The sequence below is a fragment of the Caulobacter sp. BK020 genome, from assembly GCF_004342605.1.
GTDB lineage: Bacteria > Pseudomonadota > Alphaproteobacteria > Caulobacterales > Caulobacteraceae > Caulobacter.
In genome coordinates this window covers 202,536-222,521 of sequence record NZ_SLZL01000009.1, presented here as the reverse complement: position 1 = coordinate 222,521, position 19,986 = coordinate 202,536, and the positions used below count along the sequence as shown (strand labels likewise).

Genomic DNA, 19,986 nt, shown 5'->3' with positions numbered 1-19,986 from the left:
GCCTCGTCATTTCGCGGTGGTGGCGGCGGCGAGGCGCGCCGGCGGCTGGCCGGCCGGCGGCGCTTCGTCGAGCAGGTTGCGGGTGAAGTAGTCGCGCAGCTTGCGCCAGAAGAAGGGCTGGTAGACCGCGTGGGTGGTGTTGGGCAGGATCACCAGGTCGACGTCCTTGCCGGCCTGGATGATCGCATTGGCCAGGCGGACGCTTTCGGTGACCGGGACGTTGTCGTCGATGTCGCCGTGCACCAGCAGCAGCTTGCCCTGCAGGTTGCCGGCCACCGACATGTTGGAATTGCGCTCCCAGGTGGCGTCGTCCGCCAGGCCCATCGACACTTCCGGCCACCAGGCCTTGTCCAGGCGCAGATCGTGGTTGCCCGATGAGGCGACGGCGACCTTGAAGAATTCCGGCCGCCGCAGCACGAACCGCGCGGCGTCATAGCCGCCGGCCGAGCCGCCGAACACGCCCACCCGGCTGATGTCGAGCCCCGGATCCTTCTGGGCCATCTGCCGGATCATGGCGATGTGGTCGTCCAGCCCGACCTCGCCCAGGTTCTGGTAGGCCGGCAGGCGGAAGGCCTGGCCCCGGCGCGAGGTCCCGCGGCCGTCGATCATCACCACCACCGCGCCGATCTGGGCGACGCTGGCGCCGGCGGCCGAGACCGAGTCACGCCACGAGGTCGGGGTCTGGGTGGTGGTCGGGCCGGTATAGACATTGTCGATCACCGGATAGCGTCGCGCCGGGTCATAGCCGATCGGCCGGTAGATCATGCCGTACAGCGGGGTGACGCCGTCGGCCGCCACGCCGGTGAACGGCTCGGGCGGCCGGAAGCCGGTGGCCCACAGCGCGCTGGGATCGGCCCGGCCCAGTTCCACGACCACGCGTCCGTCGCGAGCGTCCCGCAGCACGGTGCGGGGCGGCTCGGTCGGGCTCGACATTTCGTCGAGGATCCAGCGGCCGTCAGCCGAGACCGTGGTCTCGTGGTCGAGCGGTTCGGGCGTCAGCAGCCTGGGCGGCGCGCCATCCAGGCCGACGCGATAGAGCGCCTTGAAATAGGGATTGCGGTCCTTCTCGCGGCCGACGCCGGTGACCAGCAGGCCATCACGAGCGTCAACATGATCGACCGCCAGCACCTCCCAGGTCCCAGTGGTCAGGGCCTTGCCGCCGTCGGGGGCGTCGGGCTTGACCAGGTAGAGCTGGGCCCAGCCCGTGCGTTCGGAGATCGCCAGCTCGCCGCCCAGGGCGGGGGCTGGCTGCAGGCTGGACGAGGTGACGGTGACCAGCGGCGCGATCTTCTCGCGGGCCACGATCTTGGCCGCGCCGCTGACGGGATCGGCCGAATAGACGACCAGCTGGCCGTAGCCGCGCTGGGTCCATTGGGCGCGGACACGGTCGCCGTCCCAGCCCATCTCTGGCGCGGCGGGATAGAGCGGGGACTCGGATGGGATGGCCAGCGGCACGATCTTGCCGGCGCCGTCACGGAAGGCCTGCTCGACGTCGATCACCAGCCGCTGGGCCTGGGGCAGTTTTTCGGCGCCGGCCAGGGGATAGATGTAGGAGAAGCTGCGCGGATAGAGACCGCCCGGGTTCTGCTGGGTGATCGACAGCCGCTTGACCCCCCGGGTGTCGAGCCGCCAGGTCAGGATGCGCCGGCTGTCGGGCGACCACTGAGCCGAGACCGGCATGTCCGGCTCTTCGGTCCCAGCCTTGAGGATCTGCGACAGCTGCGGGATGTCGCGGCCATAGGGCTGCTTGCGCGAGCCGTCGGTGGTCAGGGCGACTTCTTGTCCGCTCTTTGTGTCGACCGCGAACAGGTTGAAGTCCCGGGCGACCAGCTTGAACCGTTTATCGGGAGACAGGGCCGGATCGAACGCCTGGATCGGATCCTCGGCGAGGACGCCCCGCGTGGACTTCCACGACTTGTCGGCGGCGGTGAAGGCCAGGGCGTCGGCGCGCGGATCGAAGTCGACGAGATCGATGCGCGGCGGAGCGACGGGCGGCGCGGGCAGGGCCGCTGAGACCTGGCGGACCAGGTCGGCCTCGAGGGCGACTGTCGTCTGCTTGCGGTCAGCCAGGCTCAGATAGGTGATGACCCGCTGGCCGGCCTTGCCGTGGCGATAGAGAACGCCCCGACCGTCGGCGGCGAACCGGGGCTGCAGGTTGTCATCGATGACGAACTGGCCCAGGCCGCCGCGCAGGAACAGGTCCGCGCGCCGGTAACGCTCAGCGATCGGTGGCAGAGGCGCGGGGCTGGCGGACGTCGTCGAATTGGAAGCCAGGGGTTGGGCGGCCGCCGCCGAGGCGGTCGCCAGAACCAGGGCCAGGGCCGTGAAGCCAAGGCAGGCCGTTCTCGGCCTGGTCCTCGATGTTCCGTTCACCGGCATGCCGCGCCTCCCCATCCGATTTCGCACAAACCGGTTCACCACCGCAGCGTCAAGAAGATTATACGATATATAGTCAGACGAATAACCTCTCTGGCAAGAGCGTGACCGGAGGTGTCCCGACCGGCGGCGCCACAGGCCAGATTGACGAGCGAACGGCGCGACCGTAGGATCGTATACGGTATTAAATTTGAGGGAAGAGCAATGGCGACACGCCGTGATCTGATGCTGACGGCCGCGGCGTTCGCCGGAATGGCCCGGCCGATCGGGGCCGTGGCCAAGGCCCGGGGAACTTCCCTTCCCGCCAAGGCCGCCCCCTTGCCGCTGTCCTCGGTCCGCCTGCTGCCGTCGGACTACGCGACCGCGGTGGAGGTCAATCGCGCCTATCTGCTACGGCTGAGCCCCGACCGCTTCCTGCACAACTTTATGACCTTCGCCGGCCTGCCGGCCAAGGGCGAGATCTATGGCGGCTGGGAGTCCGACACCATCGCCGGCCATACCCTGGGCCACTACATGTCGGCCCTGGTCGTCATGTACGAGCAGACCGGCGACGCCGAATGCCGCCGGCGGGCCGACTATATCGTTAGCGAACTGGCCCGGGCCCAGGCCAAGCGTGGCACGGGTTACGTCGGCGCGCTGCAGCGCAAGCGCAAGGACGGTACGGTCGTCGACGGCGAGGAGATCTTCGGCGAAGTGATGAAGGGCGACATCCGCTCGGGCGGCTTCGACCTGAACGGCTCGTGGTCGCCGCTCTATACCGTGCACAAGACCTTCGCCGGCCTGCTGGACGTCCATCGCGCCTGGGGAAACAGGCAGGCGCTCGACGTCGCGGTGGGGCTGGGCGGCTATTTCGAGCGCGTGTTCGCGGCGCTGAACGACGAGCAGATGCAGACCCTGCTGGGCTGCGAATATGGCGGGCTCAACGAGAGCTACGCCGAGCTCTACGCCCGCACCGGCGATCGTCGCTGGCTGCTCGTGGCCGAGCGGCTCTACGACCGCAAGGTGTTGGATCCCCTGGTCGCCCAGCAGGATCAACTGGCCAACTTCCACGCCAACACCCAGGTGCCCAAGCTGATCGGGCTGGGACGGCTGTACGAGCTGACCGGCAAGCCGCGGGACGCGGCGGCCGCGCGGTTCTTCTGGACCACGGTCACCCAGCACCACAGCTACGTGATCGGCGGCAACGCCGACCGCGAGTACTTCGCCGCGCCCGACACCATCGCCGCCCACATCAGCGAGCAGACCTGCGAGCACTGCAACACCTACAACATGCTCAAGCTGACCCGGCAGCTCTACAGCTGGCGGCCGGAAGGCGGGCTGTTCGACTATTACGAGCGCGCCCACCTGAACCATGTGATGGCGGCCCAGAACCCGAAGACCGGCGGTTTCACCTACATGACGCCGCTGCTGACCGGAGCGGACCGAGGCTATTCCACCAATGACGACGACGCCTTCTGGTGCTGCGTCGGCACGGGCATGGAAAGCCACGCCAAGCACGGGGAGTCGATCTTCTGGGAAGGCGAGGGGGCCTTGCTGGTCAACCTCTACATCCCGGCCGAAGCCCAGTGGAAGGCGCGCGGCGCGGGGTTGAAGCTGGAGACCCGTTATCCGTACGAGCCGGAATCGCGCCTGACCCTGACCAAGCTGGCCAAGCCGGGACGCTTCACGATCGCCCTGCGCGTGCCGGGTTGGGCGAAGGGCCAGGCCAAGGTCAGCGTCAACGGCCAGGCCGTCACGGCCGAGATGGCCGGCGGCTACGCCCTGGTGGACCGTCGCTGGCGGGCCGGCGACGTGGTGGCCATCACCCTGCCGCTGGACCTGCGCCTGGAGGCGACGCCGGGAGACGACACGACGGTGGCGGTGGTGCGCGGACCGATGGTGCTGGCGGCCGACCTGGGCCCCAACAGCGAACCCTGGAAGGGTGTGGATCCGGCCCTGGTCGGCGAGGCGGTGCTGACGGGCTTCCAGGCCACGGCGCCGGAAAAGGCGCTCTATGTCGCCCGTGGGGTCGGCCGGCCCGGCGACCTGAATTTCGTGCCGTTCTACAGCCAGTACGAGCGCCGCAGCGCCGTCTATTTCAAGCGCTTCACCGAGGACGCGTGGAAGACCGAGGAAGCCGCGTTCCTGGCCGAGCAGGCGCGGGCCAAGGACATCAGCGCCCGCTCGGTCGACATCATGCACCTGGGCGAGATGCAGCCCGAGCGCGACCACAACCTGACCTCCGAGCTCTCCTATCCGGTGGCCTATCGCAACCGCAACGGCCGCGACGCCCGTTCGGGCGGGTTCTTCGAGTTCGACATGAAGCTGCGGCCCGGCCCGCTGATCCTGCAGGCCACCTATTGGGGCGACGAGCGCAAGCGCGACTTTGACATCCTGGTCGACAACGTCAAGGTCGCCTCCCAGCACCTGGAGGCCGACCGCCCCGGCAAGTTCTTCGACGTCGAATATCCGCTGCCGGAGGCCATGACCAAGGGCAAGACCAAGGTTCGGGTGCGGTTCGTGCCGCGCGACCGCAGCACGGCCGGGCCGGTGTTCGGCGTGCAGCTGTTCGCCGCCAAGCCCGCGTCCACGGCGTGAGCTCGGAGGTCGGGGGCGAGGGGCCGGACGGCGTCCGGCTCTCGCTCGACGAGGTGCGGGCGCTGGCGCGTCAAGTTCTGAGCGCCACCGGCCTGTCGGCGGCCCATGTCGACGCCGTCGCCGAGACCATGGTGGCCGGCGAGCGGGACGGCTGCGCCTCGCACGGCGTCTATCGGCTGCTCGTGGCCGCCAACAGCGTCGCCAAGGGCGTGGTTTCGGTGGACGCCGAACCGGTGCTGGACGAGCCCGCGCCAGCCCTGGTGCGGGTCGACGGCGGCGGCGGTTTCGCGCAACTGGCCTTCGAACGTGGACGCCCGCTGCTGGCCGACAAGGCGCGGCGCTTCGGGATCGCCGCCCTGGCGCTGAACAACGTCGTGCACTTCGCGGCCTTGTGGCCGGAGGTCGAGACCTTGGCGCGCGAAGGCCTGGCCGCGCTGGCGTTCACGCCCAGCCACGCGTGGGTCGCGCCGGAGGGCGGGACGCGGCCGGTGTTCGGCACCAATCCCATCGCCTTCGGCTGGCCGCGGCCAGGTCGGGACCCGTTCGTCTTCGACTTCGCCACCAGCGTCGTGGCCCGGGGCGAGATCGAGCTGCATCGACGCGCCGGCCGGCCGGTTCCGGATCACTGGGGCTACGACGCCGACGGAGCCGCCACGACGGTGGCCCAAGCGGTGCTGGGCGGCGCCATGCGCACCTTCGGCGGTCACAAGGGCTCGGCTCTGGCCGCGATGGTCGAACTGCTGGCCGGGCCGCTGATCGGCGACATGACCAGCCAGGAGTCGCTGGCCGCCGACGCGGGTCGCGGCGGCTCGCCGATCGGCGGCGAACTGATCATTGCTCTTGATCCGGCGGGCTTCCTGGGCGGCGCAATGGCCGACCATCTGGCGCGGGCCGAGACGATGTTCGCGACGATCGAGGCCCAGGGCGCGCGGCTGCCATCCCAGCGCCGCTACGCCGCGCGGGCCAGCAGCCTGCGGGAGGGGGTGGTGATCCCTGGCGCGCTTTATCGGGACATCATGATGTTGCTTGAGCGGAAGGGCTGAAGATGCGGCGAACCGGGTTTTTCGATACGGCGGTCGTCGTGAGCGTGGCGGCGGCCGCGCCGATGCTGGTCGCCTCTTCGGCCCTGGCCAGCCCTCCGGCCGCGCAGGCCGGATCGGCGGACAAGCGCTTCGAGGCGATCTCCGGCGAGGAATATGCCTGGCGCCTGGCCCAGACCGGACCCAGCGAGGACGGTCCCAAGACCGACGCTTTCAAGCTTCCCGACGTCGGCCCGGCGATCCAGGCCGCGCGGCTGGCGCGCTGGACCAAGGTGGCCAAGGACTTGGCCGACCTACCCGTCGCCAAGCTGTCGAAGAAGAACCAGGTCAACTACGCCGTCTACAAGGGCCAGATCGACGCCCTGCTGGCCGAGCAGCAGTACCGCGAATACGAAAAGCCGCTGAACGCCGACAGCAGTTTCTGGGGCGACGTCGCGGAATCGGCGCGCGGCGGCTTCAGGACCGAGGCGGACTATCGCGGCTACATCGCGATGATGCGCGACATCCCGCGCTATTACGACCAGCAGATCGCCAACATGCGGGCCGGGCTGGCGCGGGGGTTTACCCCGGCCCAGGTGACCTTGCAGGGCCGCGACGCCGGCGTGGCCCTGGTGGCCGACGCGGCCACGCCCGAGGCCTCGCCCTTCTATGCGCCGTTCAAGACCCTGCCGGCCAAAATCCCCCTGGCCGAGCAGGCGGCCCTGCGCCGCGAGGCCGCCGAGGCGATCACCCAGGCGGTGGTCCCAGCCCACGCCCGGCTGCGGGTCTTCCTGCGCGACGAGTACATTCCTGGCGCCCGGCAGACTCTCGCCGCCTACGAACTCCCCGACGGCAAGGCCTATTACCAGTCCAAGGTCCGCGAGTTCACCACCACCGACCTGACGCCGGACCAGATCCACCAGATCGGCCTTGCCGAGGTCGCCAAGATTCACGCCCGGATGCTGGAGGTGATGAAGGCGGTGAAGTTCGAGGGCGACCTTCCGGCCTTCCTGACCTATCTGCGGACCGACCCGCGCTTCTACGCCAAGACGCCGCAGGACCTGCTGGACCGTGCGGCCTGGGACGCCAAGCGTTTCGACGGCGTGGCCTCGCAGTGGTTCGGCCACCTGCCGCGCAGCCGGTTCGCCATCCGCCCGGTGCCCGACGAGATCGCGCCGTTCTACACCGGCGGCCGCGGCGGTCCGGGCATCTATCTGGTCAACACCTACAATCTGCCGTCCCGGCCGCTGTACTCGCTGATGGCCCTGACCCTGCACGAGAGCGCGCCGGGCCATGCCTTCCAGATGCCGCTGGCCGCCGAGAACAGGGACCTGCCGGCCTATCGCCGCGACACCTACCTGTCGGCCTACGGCGAGGGCTGGGCGCTCTATTCCGAGGCGCTGGGCGAGGACATGGGCCTGTACGAGACGCCCTACGACCGGTTCGGCATGCTGAGCTACCAGATGTGGCGCGCGGCCCGGCTGGTGGTCGACACCGGCATCCACACCCAAGGCTGGAGCCGCGAGCGGGCCCGGCAGTACCTGCACGACAACACCGCCATGGCCGACCACGAGATCCAGACCGAGGTCGACCGCTACATCGCCTGGCCGGGCCAGGCGCTGTCCTACTACATGGGCATGCTGGCCTTCGTCGACGCGCGCAAGCGGGCCGAGCAGGCGCTGGGGCCGAAGTTCAACATCCGCGCCTTCCACGACGCCGTGCTGGAGCTCGGCTCGGTCCCGCTGCCGGTGATCGACGCCCGCGTCGACCAACTGATCGCCGACGGCGGCAAGGGGCCCTATCCCGATGAGGAGTGACCTGACTCCCGCCGCCTGGGGCGCCGGCTTGGCCTGCGCCCTGGCGACGCTTTCACCGGCCGCCGCCCAGCCGGTCGCGGTCCACGCCCCGGGCAACCCGATCCTCGCCGATGGTCGGTACTATTCGACCGACCCGGCTCCCGTCGTGGTCGGTGACACGCTGTGGATCCTGGCCGGCCGCGACGAGGCGCCGGCTGACGTCAACGACTTCATCATGAACGAGTGGCAGGCGCTCTCGACCCGCGATCCGGCCTCGGGCGACTGGTCGCACTACCCGGCGATCGCGCGGCCCGAGGCAGTCTTCCGCTGGGCGGAGCCCGGGCGGGCCTATGCCGGCCAGATCGTCCCTGGGCGTGACGGACGGTTCTACCTCTATGCCCCCGTCCTGCAGGCGGTGAGCCCGGCCAAGGACCGGTTCGCGATCGGCGTGGCCGTGGCCGACAGTCCCGCCGGTCCCTGGATCGACGCCCACCCGGCCGGGCCGATCATCTCGCAGACGGCGCCGGTCGCCAACGACATCCAGAACATCGACCCCACCGCGATGATCGACGATGACGGCCGCGTCTATCTCTACTGGGGCACGTTCGGCCAATTGCGCGGCATGGAACTGGCCGCCGACATGGTCACGCCCAAGGGGCCGGAGGTGAAGGTCGACAGCCTGGACGGCTTCTTCGAGGCGCCCTGGCTGATGAAGCGCAAGGGCGTCTACTACCTGCTCTACGCCGGCAACAAGGCCGGACCACGGTCCGACTGCACCCCGGCGGTCTACCATGCTTGCATCGCCTACGGGACCGCCCCGTCGCCGCTGGGGCCCTGGACCTATCGCGGCGTGATCCTGCGGCCGGTCTCCTCGACCACGTCCCATGCGGGCGCGGTGGCGTTCAAGGGCCAGTGGTGGCTGGCCTATCATACGGCCGACGCGGCCGGCGGCGGGCACTTTCGCCGCAGCGTGGCGATCGACAGGATGGCCTGGGACGACAGCGTCAACCCGCCGGCCATCCTGCCCGTCACGCCCACTCGTCGCCCAGTGGCGCCGCCGGCGCCGACCCGCAACATCGCGGGGCAGGCCACCGCCACGGCGTCCAACGCCCCCGTGCCGGTGCAGTACTGGATCAAGGCGCTGAACGACGGAGTCGTCCGCAACACGCCCCTGCCGCCCGACCTGTGGGGCAGCTGGACGCCGCACAACCCCGCCAGCCAGTGGATCGAATATCGCTTCGACCAGCCGGTGACGATCAACGGCGCTCGCATCCGGTTCTGGGCCGACCAGCCGGCCGGGTCGAGCGTCGGCGTCGCCCCGCCGAAGGCCTGGCGGATGGAATACTGGGACCACGGCTGGAAGCCGGTCCGCGCCCCCAGGGACTTCGGGACCGGCGTCGACAGCTTCCAGTCCGCCACCTTCGCGCCGGTGACCACGCGGTGCGTCCGCGCGGTGATGGACGCCTCCGGCGCCCAGGAAACCTATGCCGGCCTGGCCGTACAGGAGTGGGAGGTCCTGGCCCCGACGGCCCAGGCGCCGCGCGTCGAGAGCGGCTCGGCCCCGGCCTGCGACGCCCAGCCCTAGACCTCACCAACGCCCAGCCGGGCGCGCCTGAAATGGAACGGAGAACGCCATGCTTCGCGGCCTGATGACGCTTTCGCTAGGGATCACGGTCCTGGCCGCCGGGACGGTCCAGGCGGCTACGCCGCTGGACGGCGTCTGGCTGTTCGACAACGCGCCCTCCTATCCGGGCGTGACGATGGTCCAGCTGTCCAGCGACGGCGGCAAGCCGCGCGGCGTCGTCACCACCGCCTGGTACGGCCCGATGGAGATGCGGAACCTGGTGATCCAGGGCGAAAAGGCGACCTTCGAGCTGCGCAACCTCAACGACAAGGACCACGCCACCCGTCAATGGACGGCCTTGCTGGCGGGCAAGGACCTCAAGCTGTCGGGCGACATCTGGTACGCCCATGTCGAGCAATCCGGCGGCCACGGGACCGCCGTGGACGCCCGGGCCCGGACCTTCAAGACCACCGTCCTGCCGCCGCTGGGATCCCTGCCGCCCGACGGTCTGGCCAAGACGCCGCCGATGGGCTGGAGCAGCTGGAACAAGTTCGCCGAGAAGATCGACGACAAGACCGTGCGCGCCATGGCCGACGCCCTGGTCGCCACCGGCCTGCGCGACGCCGGCTACGTCTATGTCAACATCGACGATGGCTGGCAGGGGACGCGCGGACCGGACGGCGCGATCCGGCCGAACGAGAAGTTCCCGGACATGAAGGGCCTGGCCGACTACATCCACGCCCGCGGACTGAAGTTCGGCCTCTATAGCGCGCCAGGGCCCAAGACCTGTGCGGGCTTTGAAGGCAGCTACGGCCACGTCCAGCAGGACGCCAAGACCTTCGCCGACTGGGGCGTCGACTACCTGAAGTACGACCTGTGCTCGGGCGAATGGTTCTATGACGACGCCGACAAGGTCCAGCGCGCCTATTACGAGATGGGCGCGGCGCTGCGGGCCACCGGACGGCCGATCGTCTATTCGCTGTGCGAGTATGGACGCTTCGAGGTTGGTTCGTGGGGGCGCAAGGTGGGCGGTCACCTGTGGCGCACCACCGGCGACATCACCGACGACTATGCGACCATGGCCAGGATCGGCTTCGACAGGAACGGCCGCGCCGAGCATGCCGGGCCGGGCGGCTGGAACGATCCGGACATGCTGGAGATCGGCAACGGCGGCATGAGCCACGACGAGTACGCCACCCACATGACCCTGTGGGCGATGTCGGCCGCGCCGCTGATGATGGGCCACGACCTGCGCCAGAGCAGCCCCGAGGTGCTGAAGATGCTCGAGAACCGCGAGGTGATCGCCGTGGACCAGGACGCTCTGGGCGTCCAGGGTAAGGCTGTTCGCCGCGAGGGAGCGACCGAGGTGTGGACCAAGCCCCTGGCCGACGGCGCGGTGGCGGTGGCGCTGTTCAACCGGGGCGAGGCGTCGGTGACGATGACCGCGACACCCGCGGATGTGGGCTTGGAGACGGTGCAGGCCGTTCGCGATCTGTGGGCTGGAGTCGACCTTGAAGCGTCGCTGAAGGTCTTTGCCGTTCCGGAGCACGGCGTGGTGTTGCTGAAGGTAAAGGGGCGTTAAGCCGCTTCGTCTTTTTGCAGCCTATGCGTGCTTCTCCGGCCTGAGCGAGCCGTTCGCGAGCGCGATATCTTCTCTTTGAAAACGGCAGCCCCGTGGAGAGCTGCCGTGAAGTCGTTAGCGAGATTAGCCGATGATATTCTGGCAATTCAATTGCGCGTTCAAATATTTAGATCTCGCATAGTCTTTGCATTTCATCAGCTCCGGAACGTTGGGGCTTGTCGCGTTCCCGAAGCGGCTCATGCAAATGTTGTCTTCCAACATGAACGTGCTGTTGGCGCTGTTCATGCAAGCCGACATCGCGTCTGACACCGGATCACGAGCATTTGCCGCCGACGATGCGAGCGTCAGCCATAGAAGCGGAAGAGCAAGCTTCTTCATTCTAATCATCCCATCGGAACGAGTGACCGCTTGTCATCACTTAAAACCACAATTCAATCTTAAATTGGGTCAACAAAAATCCGCCCAAACTCAAACTAGAGATTGGGCGGATGAATTGTCTGAAATAGAGTTTTATAAGCGCTCGTACGTATCGATACGAGATACCTATATTCAAACCTAGAGCATCGCGCGGAAAAGTGGACGCCGGTTTTCCGCAAAAGCGATGCGAAACAAAAATCTAGAGCAAGTCGTGCGATTCCTATATCGCGCGATTTTCTCTAGTATCGGAAGCGGGCGCTGACCTGGATGGTGCGGGCCTGGACCCGCGCGCCCAGGGGCAGCATGCGGTTCTGGCCCCAATAGACGTTGTTGTTTTCCTTGGTCAGGTTGGTGCCCTCGACGCTGAGGGTCAGTTGCTTGAGCGGCGTCCAATTGACAGCCGCATCAAGGCGCGAGGTCGCGTCGTTGTAGGGCGAGTATTCGGGATTGTCCTGGTAAACCGTAATCTTGTAGCGGTCACGATAGTTGTACGCGACCCGGGCGCTGAACTGCGGCGTGTCGTAGTAGAGCGCCAGGTTGTAGGTATATTTCGAGGTGCTGTCGGCGTCGAAGACACCCGGGATCAGCCGCTGTTCCGGCGTGAAGTCGGTGTATTCGATCGTGGCCTTGGCCATGTAGGTGAAATTGGCGCTGGCGCCGAAGTTATGCAGCTTGCCCGGCAGGAAATCGAAGAAGCCGGAGGTGTTGAATTCGTAGCCCTGGAACGTTCCGGGGCCGGCGTTGCGAACCTTGGAGACAATCGCGTCTTTGCCCAGTTCCGGAACGAACTCGGTGCGCGACGCCCAATAAATGTAGGCGTCGGGCTTCTTGAGGAACGCGCCGAGCGAGACGATGCCGCCACGACCGAAATAGTATTCCAGCGAGGCGTCGTAGTTCTGCGAGCGGTTCGGCTTGAGGTCCGGGTTGCCGGAGTCGACCCGGCCAGCCAGTGTATCGATCGTTTTCCAGGACGACATCTGCAGGAAGTCAGGGCGTTGAATGTTGTAGGTGTAGGCCAGGCGCAGCTGGACCTTGGGTGTGAAGTGAATGACGCCATTGAGGCTGGGCAGCACGTCGACATAGTCGCCGCCCCCAGTGGTCGGTGTGATGATGACCACGACGCGACCGGGGTCTTCCGGCGTCGGCGACTTCTCGATCGAGTATTTGGTGCTCTCGATCGTGCCCTTGGTTCTGACCACCCGGACCCCAAACACGCCGTCGATTGGGAAGCGGCTCTTGACCCCGTAGTTCAGGTTGACGAAACCGGCCAGGGACTTCTCGTCATCGACATAGCTCTGACCCAGGTTGCTGGGCGGCTTTTCCGTGTCCCAGCCTGCGGCGGTGCGGAACGCGGGCAGGTTGGCCATGATGTCCTTGCCGGACAGATGGTACCAGGAGGGTGAGAAGTTTCCGACCTCGAGCTTTGACCGCTCGACACCGACGCCCTGTGCGAAATTGGCCAGGCCGCTGGTCGGGAAGGTGTCGCGATAGCCGTAGTCGCGGGTGGTATGGCGATCATTGTAGCGCAGGCCCACCATCGCGCTGCGGAAGAACTTGTCCTCGCTCAGGCGGTACGTCGCGTCCGTGGCGGCGACGAATTCATGGCTCTTGGCGTAGGTCCGCTCGTCGTGCGTCTGGAAGAGCTGGTAGTTGTTGATCTTCGACAGGTCGGTGGTGGGGAAGGTGATGTAGGGGCCGCGGCCCGGCACCTTGTCGGAGTTCAAATCGACGTTGACGGTGTTTATCGGATTACCGCCGGCGTCCAGGAAATGCGACAGGGTCAGAACGCCATAATATTTTGTGTCGCTCCAGTTGTACTGCGTCGAGGCGTTGATCTGGATCCTGTCATTGTGCCAATGCATCTCGGCATTGGTCGTGTAGTTGTTCGATGTCACGTCCTCATAGTAAGACTGGGCGCTGGCGTCGACGCCGGCCGCGCGGCTGAGGGTCAGCGACTGGACGGTACGGTCGTCGTCGGCCAGAACCACGTTCGAAACCGTATGGCCGTCCTGTCGGGTGGTGACGTGCAGGCGGTCGCGCGCGCGCTTTTCCTTGCTGCCGAAGTACGAACCCTCGATCACGAAGTCCAGATGTTCGTTGGCGCGCCATTGGCCCACTAGGTTGATCGACGGGCGGATGATCTTGCCCGTCTCGACGCCATAGTTCACCGCGTAAGGCGCGATGATGTTCTGCTGACTAACGGGTAGGGACGCCTGAGTCGTGCCGAAGAACGTATTGGGCGACTCGCTCTCGACGAAGTCTTCCTCGTAGTTGTTCCTGGTGTAGGAGCCGTTGATCAGGAAGCCCATCTCGCCGATCCCGGTGTCGAACCGGTCGCCGATCAGCAGGCTGGCATAGGGGCTCTTGGTGTCGCCGGTGCTGCCGTAGACGTTCTTGACGCTGCCGGCGACCGTCAGGCCGTTCCTCAGGTCCAGCGGACGCCGCAGCTCGACATTGACCGTGCCGGCGATGCCGCCCTCGACCTGGTCGGCGGTGCGGGTCTTGTAGACCTGGACGGACTTCAGCAGTTCGGCGGGGATGTCGGCCAGGTTGGCCGAGCGCCCTTCGCCGACGGTGTTGCTGTTGCCGTTGATCGTCGTCGCGACGCCCTGCATCCCGCGGATGGTGATGTTCGTGCCCTCGCCGTGGATGCGCTCGATCTGGACGCCAGTGACGCGCGACAGGGCTTCGGGGACGTTGTTGTCGGGCAGCTTGCCGACGTCTTCGGACTCGATGGATTCGACGATCTGGGCCGCGTTCTTCTTTCGCTTCGTCGCCGCGTCCAGGCTGCCCCGGATGCCCTTGACGATGACGGTGTCGACCAGTGTCGGATCGTCGGCGTTGGCTTCGTCGGCGGCGGTCGCCTTGGCCGCTGCGTCGGTCGACTTGATGTCCTGCGCGACGGCCGGCGAACACAGGGTGATCGCGATTAGGGCCGTCGCCACCATCATGGCGTGCCTGCTGCTCATGGACTGTCCTCTCCCCTGACAATTACCAGGCTGCAAATTGGACACATCTCCAGGTCGGCGTCAAAAAAATTATACAATATACATTCGACGATCAGACAAATGCCATATTGACCCTGGGCCGCGCCATGAGTTCGGCTGGTCGGTTGTGTCGTGAGTAACCGATTGTTTTCACAATATTTATTTTAGAATTTGGCGCGCGAAAAAGGACCTTGAAACGCTATGGAGCGACCGGAATATGTCGTTCCAAGACCAGTTGGCGGCTCCGCCAATTCAACCCGCATGTGCAAGAAGCGACTCTTCCAGGTCGCCTTTCGTGCGGGAGGACCGGTATTATCTGCCTGATAACTCCGACAATTTGTCCGCAGTTGCGTGACGCCGTGAGGGCGCGCATCGACGCCCCGAAAATCCTCGGGTTCACTGCCTCGATTGAGTTTGGGGTGTCAGGCCGACAGCTGCTGCTTGAGGTCCGACAGGGTGCCGAGGATGTGGTTGACGGTCAGGGATTCGACCGCCGCCGCATCGCCCCGGATCCAGGCGGCCAGGATCTCGCGGTGCTCCTGGCTGGCCCGCTCGTCGCGCCCCAGGGGCTCCAGATGCACCCGCACATAGCGTTCGGCCAGGATCTGCAGCCGTTCCATCAGCTGGTAGGTGATGTGACCGCCAGGGCGCACCAAGGCCAGGTGGAAGGCGCGGTTGAAGCTGACATGGTCGCCGTCGGGCCTGGCCAGTTCGGCTTCCAACGCCGAGAGCGCCTTTTCGGCGGCCGCGTGGTCGGCCGGGGTGGCGCGCAGGCAGGCCTCGGCGACCGCGCCGGGCTCGAGCTTCAGGCGCAGGGCGAAGACCTCGCTGGCCTCGTCGGTCGACAGGTCGCGGACCACGTAGCCGCGATTGGGATAGGAGCTGAGCAGGCCGTCTTGCTCCAGGCGACCCAGGGCCTCGCGCAGCGGGATCTTGCTGACGCCCAGCTCGGCGGCGATGACGTCCTGGCGAACGGCGGTCCCCGGCTGCATCGCGCCAACCAGGATGCGGCGCCGGACGATTTCATAGGTCTGGTCGGACAGCGTGCGGACGACGATGTTCATTGGCGCAGGCTGAACCTCTTGGCGACCGCCCCCGTGCGGTGTGAGCCTTATCGTATACTCGACGCGGCGGATCAGCGGGAGTCTAGATCACCTGGAAGCCCGCCCAGAACGGGTCGGCGCGGTCGATCCAGAGGATGTTGTGGCCGGTGGCGATCGCCGATCCCTGGATCGACGGGATGATCGCGTCCCGTCCGCCCAGTTCGACCCGGTCCTCGACACGTCCAACGAAGCGGCTGCCGATGATGCTCTCGTGCACGAAGGCGTCGCCGACCTTCAGCTTGCCCTTGGCCGCCAAGTGGGCCAGGCGCGCCGAGGTGCCGGTGCCGCAAGGGCTGCGGTCGATGGCGCGGTCGCCGTAGAACACCGCGTTGCGGCCGTCGGCGTCCGGAGCCCGGGGCGCGTCGGCCCACAGTACGTGGCTGACCCCGCGGATGGTCGGGTCCAGCGGATGGATCGGCTCGACCTTGTCGCGGACCAGCGACCGGATGATCGGGCTGAGCTGCAGGATCTCGGCCGCGCCCAGGGCGTCGATGCCCGTATAGGCGCCCTGGGGTTCGATGATGGCGTAGAAGTTACCGCCATAGGACACGTCGATCGTCAACGGGCCGAAGCCCGGGACGTCGATCGCCACTCCTTCCTCGGCCAGATAGGCCGGGACGTTGCGGATCTTCACCGCCGTGACCCGGTCGCCCGCCGTCTCGTAGGCGATGTCGATGACCCCGGCCGGCACCTCCAGCCGCAGCTTGCCCGGCTCGCGCGGGGTGATCAGGCCGTTCTCAAGCGCGAAGGTGACGATGCCGATCGTGCCGTGCCCGCACATTGGCAGGCAGCCGCTGGTCTCGATGAACAGGATGCCGGCGTCGCAGTCGGGCAGGGTGGGCGGATAGAGGAAGCCGCCCGACATCATGTCGTGGCCGCGCGGCTCGAACATCAGGCCGGTGCGGATCCAGTCAAAGCGGGCGAGGAAGTCCTGCCGCCGTGCGCTCATCGTGTCGCCCCGCAGCAGCGGGGCGCCGCCGGCCGCCAGGCGCACGGGATTGCCCGCCGTGTGGCCGTCGATGCAGAAGAACGTGTGACGCATGGACTTCCTCTTACTCTTACGCTCCGACGGCGAGGGTCAGGCGGCCGCCTGGGTCAGGAGCGGCCGGGTGGCGGCGGCTTCCTCGACCATGGCGATCACCTGGGCGCGACGGGCGCCGGCCAGGGGCAGGCGGGGCATGCGCACCCGCTCCGATCCGCGGCCCATGATCTGCTCGGCCAGCTTGATCGACTGCACCAGGTCGTGTTCGGCGTCCAGGTGCAGCAGCGGCATGAACCAGCGATAGATGCGCCGGGCTTCCTCCAGGTCGCCGCGATCGACGGCGGCGACCAGGGCCACCGATTCCTGCGGGAAGGCGCTTGTCAGGCCCGAGACCCAGCCGCGGGCGCCCATCAGCAGGCCTTCCAGGGCGACGTCGTCGAGGCCGGCCATCAGGATGAAGCGCTCGCCGAAGGCGCGGGCCAGGTCGGTGAAGCGCCGCGTATCGGGCGCGCTTTCCTTGACGGCCACGATGGTCGGCTCGCTGGCCAGGCCCGCCAGCACGTCCAGGGTGATCGCGGCGCGATAGGCGGGCGGATTGTTGTAGAGCATGATCGGCAAGGCGGAGGCCTGGGCGACGGTGCGGAAGTGGGCTTCGAGTTCGGCCTCGGTGGGGACATAGACCATGGCGGGCAGGACCATCAGCGCATCGGCGCCCAGCGACTGGGCGTCCTTGGCGAAGGCGGCGGCGCGCGCGGTGGTCAGTTCCGAGACGCCGACGATGATCGGGACCCGGCCGGCCACCACCTCGACGGCGGCCTGCAGCAGCTGGCGCTTCTCGTCGGCTTCGAGCGAATTGTTTTCGCCGCAGGTGCCCAGGACCACGAGGCCGTGCACGCCGTCGCGGACCAGGGCGTCGAGCACCTGCTGGCTGGCGTCGATGTCGACCGACAGGTCGGTCTTGAATTGGGTCGTGGCGGCCGGGAACACACCCGACCAATTCATGGAGCTCATACGGCTTGCACCTCTCACTGCTTCGTCTACGGTATACGAAATGGCGATGCAGAGGTAAAGCCCGGGTGGGACAGACGGCCGGAACATTGGTGATTGGCGGCGGCGTGGTTGGCAAGGCTTGCGCTCTGGCCCTGCGTCGCACCGGCGAGACGGTGCTGACGCTCGATCCGCAAGGTCCCTCCCGTCCGGCCTCCTATGGTAACGCCGGCCACATCGCGACGGAGCAGGTCGAGCCCCTGGCCTCGCCGGCCGCCTTGGCCTCGGCGTTGGGGCGGCTGTTTCCGCTGGGCGGCGCGCTGGATTTCCGCCTGGCCGACATCGCCGCCTGGGGGCCGTGGGCGGCGCGTTTCATCAGGGCCTCGACCCCAACAGGCGCGGCTCACGGCAGGCAGGCGCTGAAGAGCCTGCTGTACGAGGCCCTGCCGGCCTGGCGCCGCCTGGCGTCGAGCCTGGACCGTCCCGATTTGCTGGTCGAACGCGGCCACCTCGTCGTCTGGGAAAGCCCCGAGACCGCCCGGGCGGGCCTTGAGGCCTGGCGCGCCGCCGACATCGGCCAGGCCCGGGTCAGCGCCCTGTCCGATCCGCTGGCGCGGCAGGTGCGACAATGGATCACAGCCCCGGTCGCCGGCGGCGCGCAGTTCGAGAACACGGGCCAGGTACGCGATCCCGCCCTGGTCCTGGGCTTGCTGGACGAGGCCTTCACGGCATTGGGCGGACAGCGGCGGGCCGGCCGCGCGGTGCGCCTGCGGGCCGTCGGTCGCCGAGTCGAGGTCCTGCTCAAGGACGGTCAGCAGCTGGCGCCGGAGCGGGTGCTGGTCGCCGGCGGCGTGGGGTCGGGCGCCTTGCTGCGCGACCTGGGCCATGCCGCCCCGGTGATCGCCGAGCGCGGCTATCATCTCGAAGGCGGGGCGGAGCACTGGGGCGATCTGCCGCCGGTGGTGTTCGAGGACCGTTCGCTGATCCTCACCCGGTTCGGCGACCGGCTGCGGGCCGCCAGCTTCGTGGAGTTCGGCCGCGAATCCTCGCCGCCCGATCCCCGCAAGTGGGCGCGCCTGCGTCGCCACCTGGCCGAGCTGGGCGTGCGGATGGAGGGGCCCGTCGCCGAATGGATGGGCGCCCGGCCGACCCTGCCTGACTATCTTCCTGCCATCGGCCTCAGCCAGCGGGCCGACAACCTTTACTACGCCTTCGGTCACCAGCATCTGGGCCTGACCCTCGCGGCGGTGACCGGGGAGCTGGTCGCGGCCCTGATGGGCGGCGCGGCCCCGGCGGTCGACCTGACACCCTTTGACCTGGACCGGTTCGCGCGAGGGCGCGACCTACGCAAGAGGAACGCGGCATGACCCTGGGCGTCGGCGGCTCGACCATGGACCTGCAGCTGGCGGGCTTGTCGCCCCGGCCCGGACGGCCGCCGCCGATCGCGCTTTCCGAATACGAGGCGCGGCTGGAGCGGGCGCGGGCCCTGACCGCCGCGCTCGGGGGCGACGCGCTGCTGGTCGGGGCGGGGGCCAGCCTGCGCTATTTCACCGGCGTGCCGTGGGGCGCGACCGAGCGGCTGGTGGCCCTGCTGCTGCCGTGCGACGGGCGGCCGATCATGATCTGCCCCGGCTTCGAGCTGGGGTCGCTGCAGGCCGACCTGAAGATCGAGGCCGACATTCGCCTCTGGCAGGAGCACGACAGTCCCGCCGCCCTGGTGGCCCGGGCGCTGTCCGAGATCGGCGCCGACGTCCTGGCCCTGGACCCGGCCGCGCCGTTCTCGCTGTTCAGCGCCCTGGACAAGGCCGCGCCGTCGCTGCAGGCGGTCGACGCCACGCCGGTGATCGACGGCTGCCGGGGCGTCAAGTCGCCGGCGGAGCTGGCCCTGATGCGCTACGCCAAGGCTATCACCCTGGACGTCCACCGGCGCGCCGCCGCCGTGCTGGCGCCGGGGATCGCCGCCAGCGCCGTCAAGCGGTTCATCGACACCGCCCACCGCGCCGCCGGCGCCGATGGCGGCTCGACCTTCTGCGCGGTGCAGTTCGGCCGCGCCACCGCCTATCCGCACGGCCTGCCGGGCGACCAGGCGCTGGGGGAGGACGAGCTGGTGCTGATCGACACCGGCTGCCAGGTCGAAGGCTACAACGCCGACATCACCCGCACCTATGTGTTCGGCGAACCGGACGACGAGCACCGGCGGATCTGGGACATCGAGCACGAGGCCCAGGCCGCCGCCTTCGCCGCCGTGCGGCCCGGCGCGCCTTGCGAGGTCGTCGATGAGACCGCGCGCCGGGTGCTGGCGCGCCACGGCCTGGGCCCGGACTACGCCCTTCCGGGCCTGCCGCACCGCACGGGTCACGGCATCGGCCTGTCGATCCACGAGGGCCCTTACCTGGTGCGGGGCGACACCACGCCTTTGGCGCCGGGGATGTGCTTCTCCAACGAGCCGATGATCGTCATCCCCGACCGCTTCGGCGTGCGACTGGAGGACCACTTCCACGTCACCGAGGACGGCGCGGCCTGGTTCACCGAGCCCTCGCCGTCGATCGACGCGCCGTTCGGTTCGTCGTGAGGCCCGTTTCCACGCCATCCGGCC

The 19,986-nt window shown here is 67.8% G+C and carries 13 protein-coding genes; 8 read left to right on the top strand and 5 right to left on the bottom strand.

Annotation, left to right across the window (positions count from 1 at the left end; genetic code table 11):
• Positions 1-6: 6 nt before the first annotated feature.
• Positions 7-2,379: a prolyl oligopeptidase family serine peptidase gene (locus tag EV278_RS13540; protein WP_165916637.1), complete on the bottom strand. Its 2,373-nt coding sequence runs from the start codon at positions 2,377-2,379 to the stop codon at positions 7-9.
• Between the two features lie 201 nt (positions 2,380-2,580).
• On the opposite strand from EV278_RS13540, the gene EV278_RS13535 reads away from it, so the two are divergent.
• From EV278_RS13535 to EV278_RS13510, 6 genes are all read left to right on the top strand, one after another.
• Positions 2,581-4,953, top strand: coding sequence for a glycoside hydrolase family 127 protein (locus tag EV278_RS13535; RefSeq protein ID WP_132092097.1), 2,373 nt, complete (start codon positions 2,581-2,583; stop codon positions 4,951-4,953).
• A complete protein-coding gene (locus EV278_RS13530) occupies positions 4,950-5,996 on the top strand; it encodes an Ldh family oxidoreductase (protein ID WP_132092094.1) in 1,047 nt (348 codons plus the stop codon). Before EV278_RS13535 ends, EV278_RS13530 begins: the two co-directional genes overlap by 4 nt.
• A gap of 2 nt (positions 5,997-5,998) precedes the next feature.
• Complete coding sequence (locus EV278_RS13525; RefSeq protein ID WP_132092091.1) at positions 5,999-7,789, top strand: DUF885 family protein; 1,791 nt, start codon at positions 5,999-6,001, stop codon at positions 7,787-7,789.
• Entirely contained in the window at positions 7,779-9,353 is a 1,575-nt protein-coding gene (locus EV278_RS13520; RefSeq protein ID WP_132092089.1) for a family 43 glycosylhydrolase, read from the top strand. Before EV278_RS13525 ends, EV278_RS13520 begins: the two co-directional genes overlap by 11 nt.
• Before the next feature lie 49 nt (positions 9,354-9,402).
• Positions 9,403-10,914 carry a glycoside hydrolase family 27 protein gene (locus EV278_RS13515; RefSeq protein ID WP_132092086.1) on the top strand — a complete coding sequence of 504 codons (1,512 nt, stop codon included), beginning with the start codon at positions 9,403-9,405 and terminating at the stop codon, positions 10,912-10,914.
• 238 nt (positions 10,915-11,152) lie between these two features.
• Positions 11,153-11,473, top strand: coding sequence for a hypothetical protein (locus tag EV278_RS13510; protein WP_132092083.1), 321 nt, complete (start codon positions 11,153-11,155; stop codon positions 11,471-11,473).
• A gap of 97 nt (positions 11,474-11,570) precedes the next feature.
• On the opposite strand, the gene EV278_RS13505 is transcribed toward EV278_RS13510, so the two are convergent.
• From EV278_RS13505 to EV278_RS13490, 4 genes are all read right to left on the bottom strand, one after another.
• Positions 11,571-14,300, bottom strand: a complete 2,730-nt coding sequence (locus EV278_RS13505) for a TonB-dependent receptor (RefSeq protein ID WP_132092080.1) — start codon at positions 14,298-14,300, stop codon at positions 11,571-11,573.
• A gap of 440 nt (positions 14,301-14,740) precedes the next feature.
• Complete coding sequence (locus tag EV278_RS13500) at positions 14,741-15,382, bottom strand: GntR family transcriptional regulator (RefSeq protein ID WP_132092078.1); 642 nt, start codon at positions 15,380-15,382, stop codon at positions 14,741-14,743.
• Positions 15,383-15,464: 82 nt separating this feature from the next.
• Complete coding sequence (locus EV278_RS13495) at positions 15,465-16,463, bottom strand: 4-hydroxyproline epimerase (RefSeq protein WP_132092075.1); 999 nt, start codon at positions 16,461-16,463, stop codon at positions 15,465-15,467.
• Between the two features lie 36 nt (positions 16,464-16,499).
• Positions 16,500-17,414 carry a dihydrodipicolinate synthase family protein gene (locus tag EV278_RS13490; RefSeq protein WP_207905487.1) on the bottom strand — a complete coding sequence of 305 codons (915 nt, stop codon included), beginning with the start codon at positions 17,412-17,414 and terminating at the stop codon, positions 16,500-16,502.
• Between the two features lie 65 nt (positions 17,415-17,479).
• Here EV278_RS13490 and EV278_RS13485 point away from each other — a divergent pair, with 65 nt between their 5' ends.
• Both EV278_RS13485 and EV278_RS13480 read left to right on the top strand, forming a co-directional pair.
• Entirely contained in the window at positions 17,480-18,757 is a 1,278-nt protein-coding gene (locus EV278_RS13485; protein ID WP_279389377.1) for an FAD-binding oxidoreductase, read from the top strand.
• Complete coding sequence (locus tag EV278_RS13480) at positions 18,754-19,962, top strand: Xaa-Pro peptidase family protein (RefSeq protein WP_132092072.1); 1,209 nt, start codon at positions 18,754-18,756, stop codon at positions 19,960-19,962. Before EV278_RS13485 ends, EV278_RS13480 begins: the two co-directional genes overlap by 4 nt.
• The last annotated feature ends 24 nt before the right edge of the window (positions 19,963-19,986 follow it).

Coding starts and splice junctions, on each gene's coding strand:
- EV278_RS13540 (WP_165916637.1), bottom strand. CDS start 2,379: ATGCCGGTGAACGGAACATCGAGGACCAGGCCGAGAACGGCCTGCCTT.
- EV278_RS13535 (WP_132092097.1), top strand. CDS start 2,581: ATGGCGACACGCCGTGATCTGATGCTGACGGCCGCGGCGTTCGCCGGA.
- EV278_RS13525 (WP_132092091.1), top strand. CDS start 5,999: ATGCGGCGAACCGGGTTTTTCGATACGGCGGTCGTCGTGAGCGTGGCG.
- EV278_RS13520 (WP_132092089.1), top strand. CDS start 7,779: ATGAGGAGTGACCTGACTCCCGCCGCCTGGGGCGCCGGCTTGGCCTGC.
- EV278_RS13515 (WP_132092086.1), top strand. CDS start 9,403: ATGCTTCGCGGCCTGATGACGCTTTCGCTAGGGATCACGGTCCTGGCC.
- EV278_RS13510 (WP_132092083.1), top strand. CDS start 11,153: ATGCAAATGTTGTCTTCCAACATGAACGTGCTGTTGGCGCTGTTCATG.
- EV278_RS13505 (WP_132092080.1), bottom strand. CDS start 14,300: ATGAGCAGCAGGCACGCCATGATGGTGGCGACGGCCCTAATCGCGATC.
- EV278_RS13500 (WP_132092078.1), bottom strand. CDS start 15,382: ATGAACATCGTCGTCCGCACGCTGTCCGACCAGACCTATGAAATCGTC.
- EV278_RS13495 (WP_132092075.1), bottom strand. CDS start 16,463: ATGCGTCACACGTTCTTCTGCATCGACGGCCACACGGCGGGCAATCCC.
- EV278_RS13490 (WP_207905487.1), bottom strand. CDS start 17,414: ATGAGCTCCATGAATTGGTCGGGTGTGTTCCCGGCCGCCACGACCCAA.
- EV278_RS13480 (WP_132092072.1), top strand. CDS start 18,754: ATGACCCTGGGCGTCGGCGGCTCGACCATGGACCTGCAGCTGGCGGGC.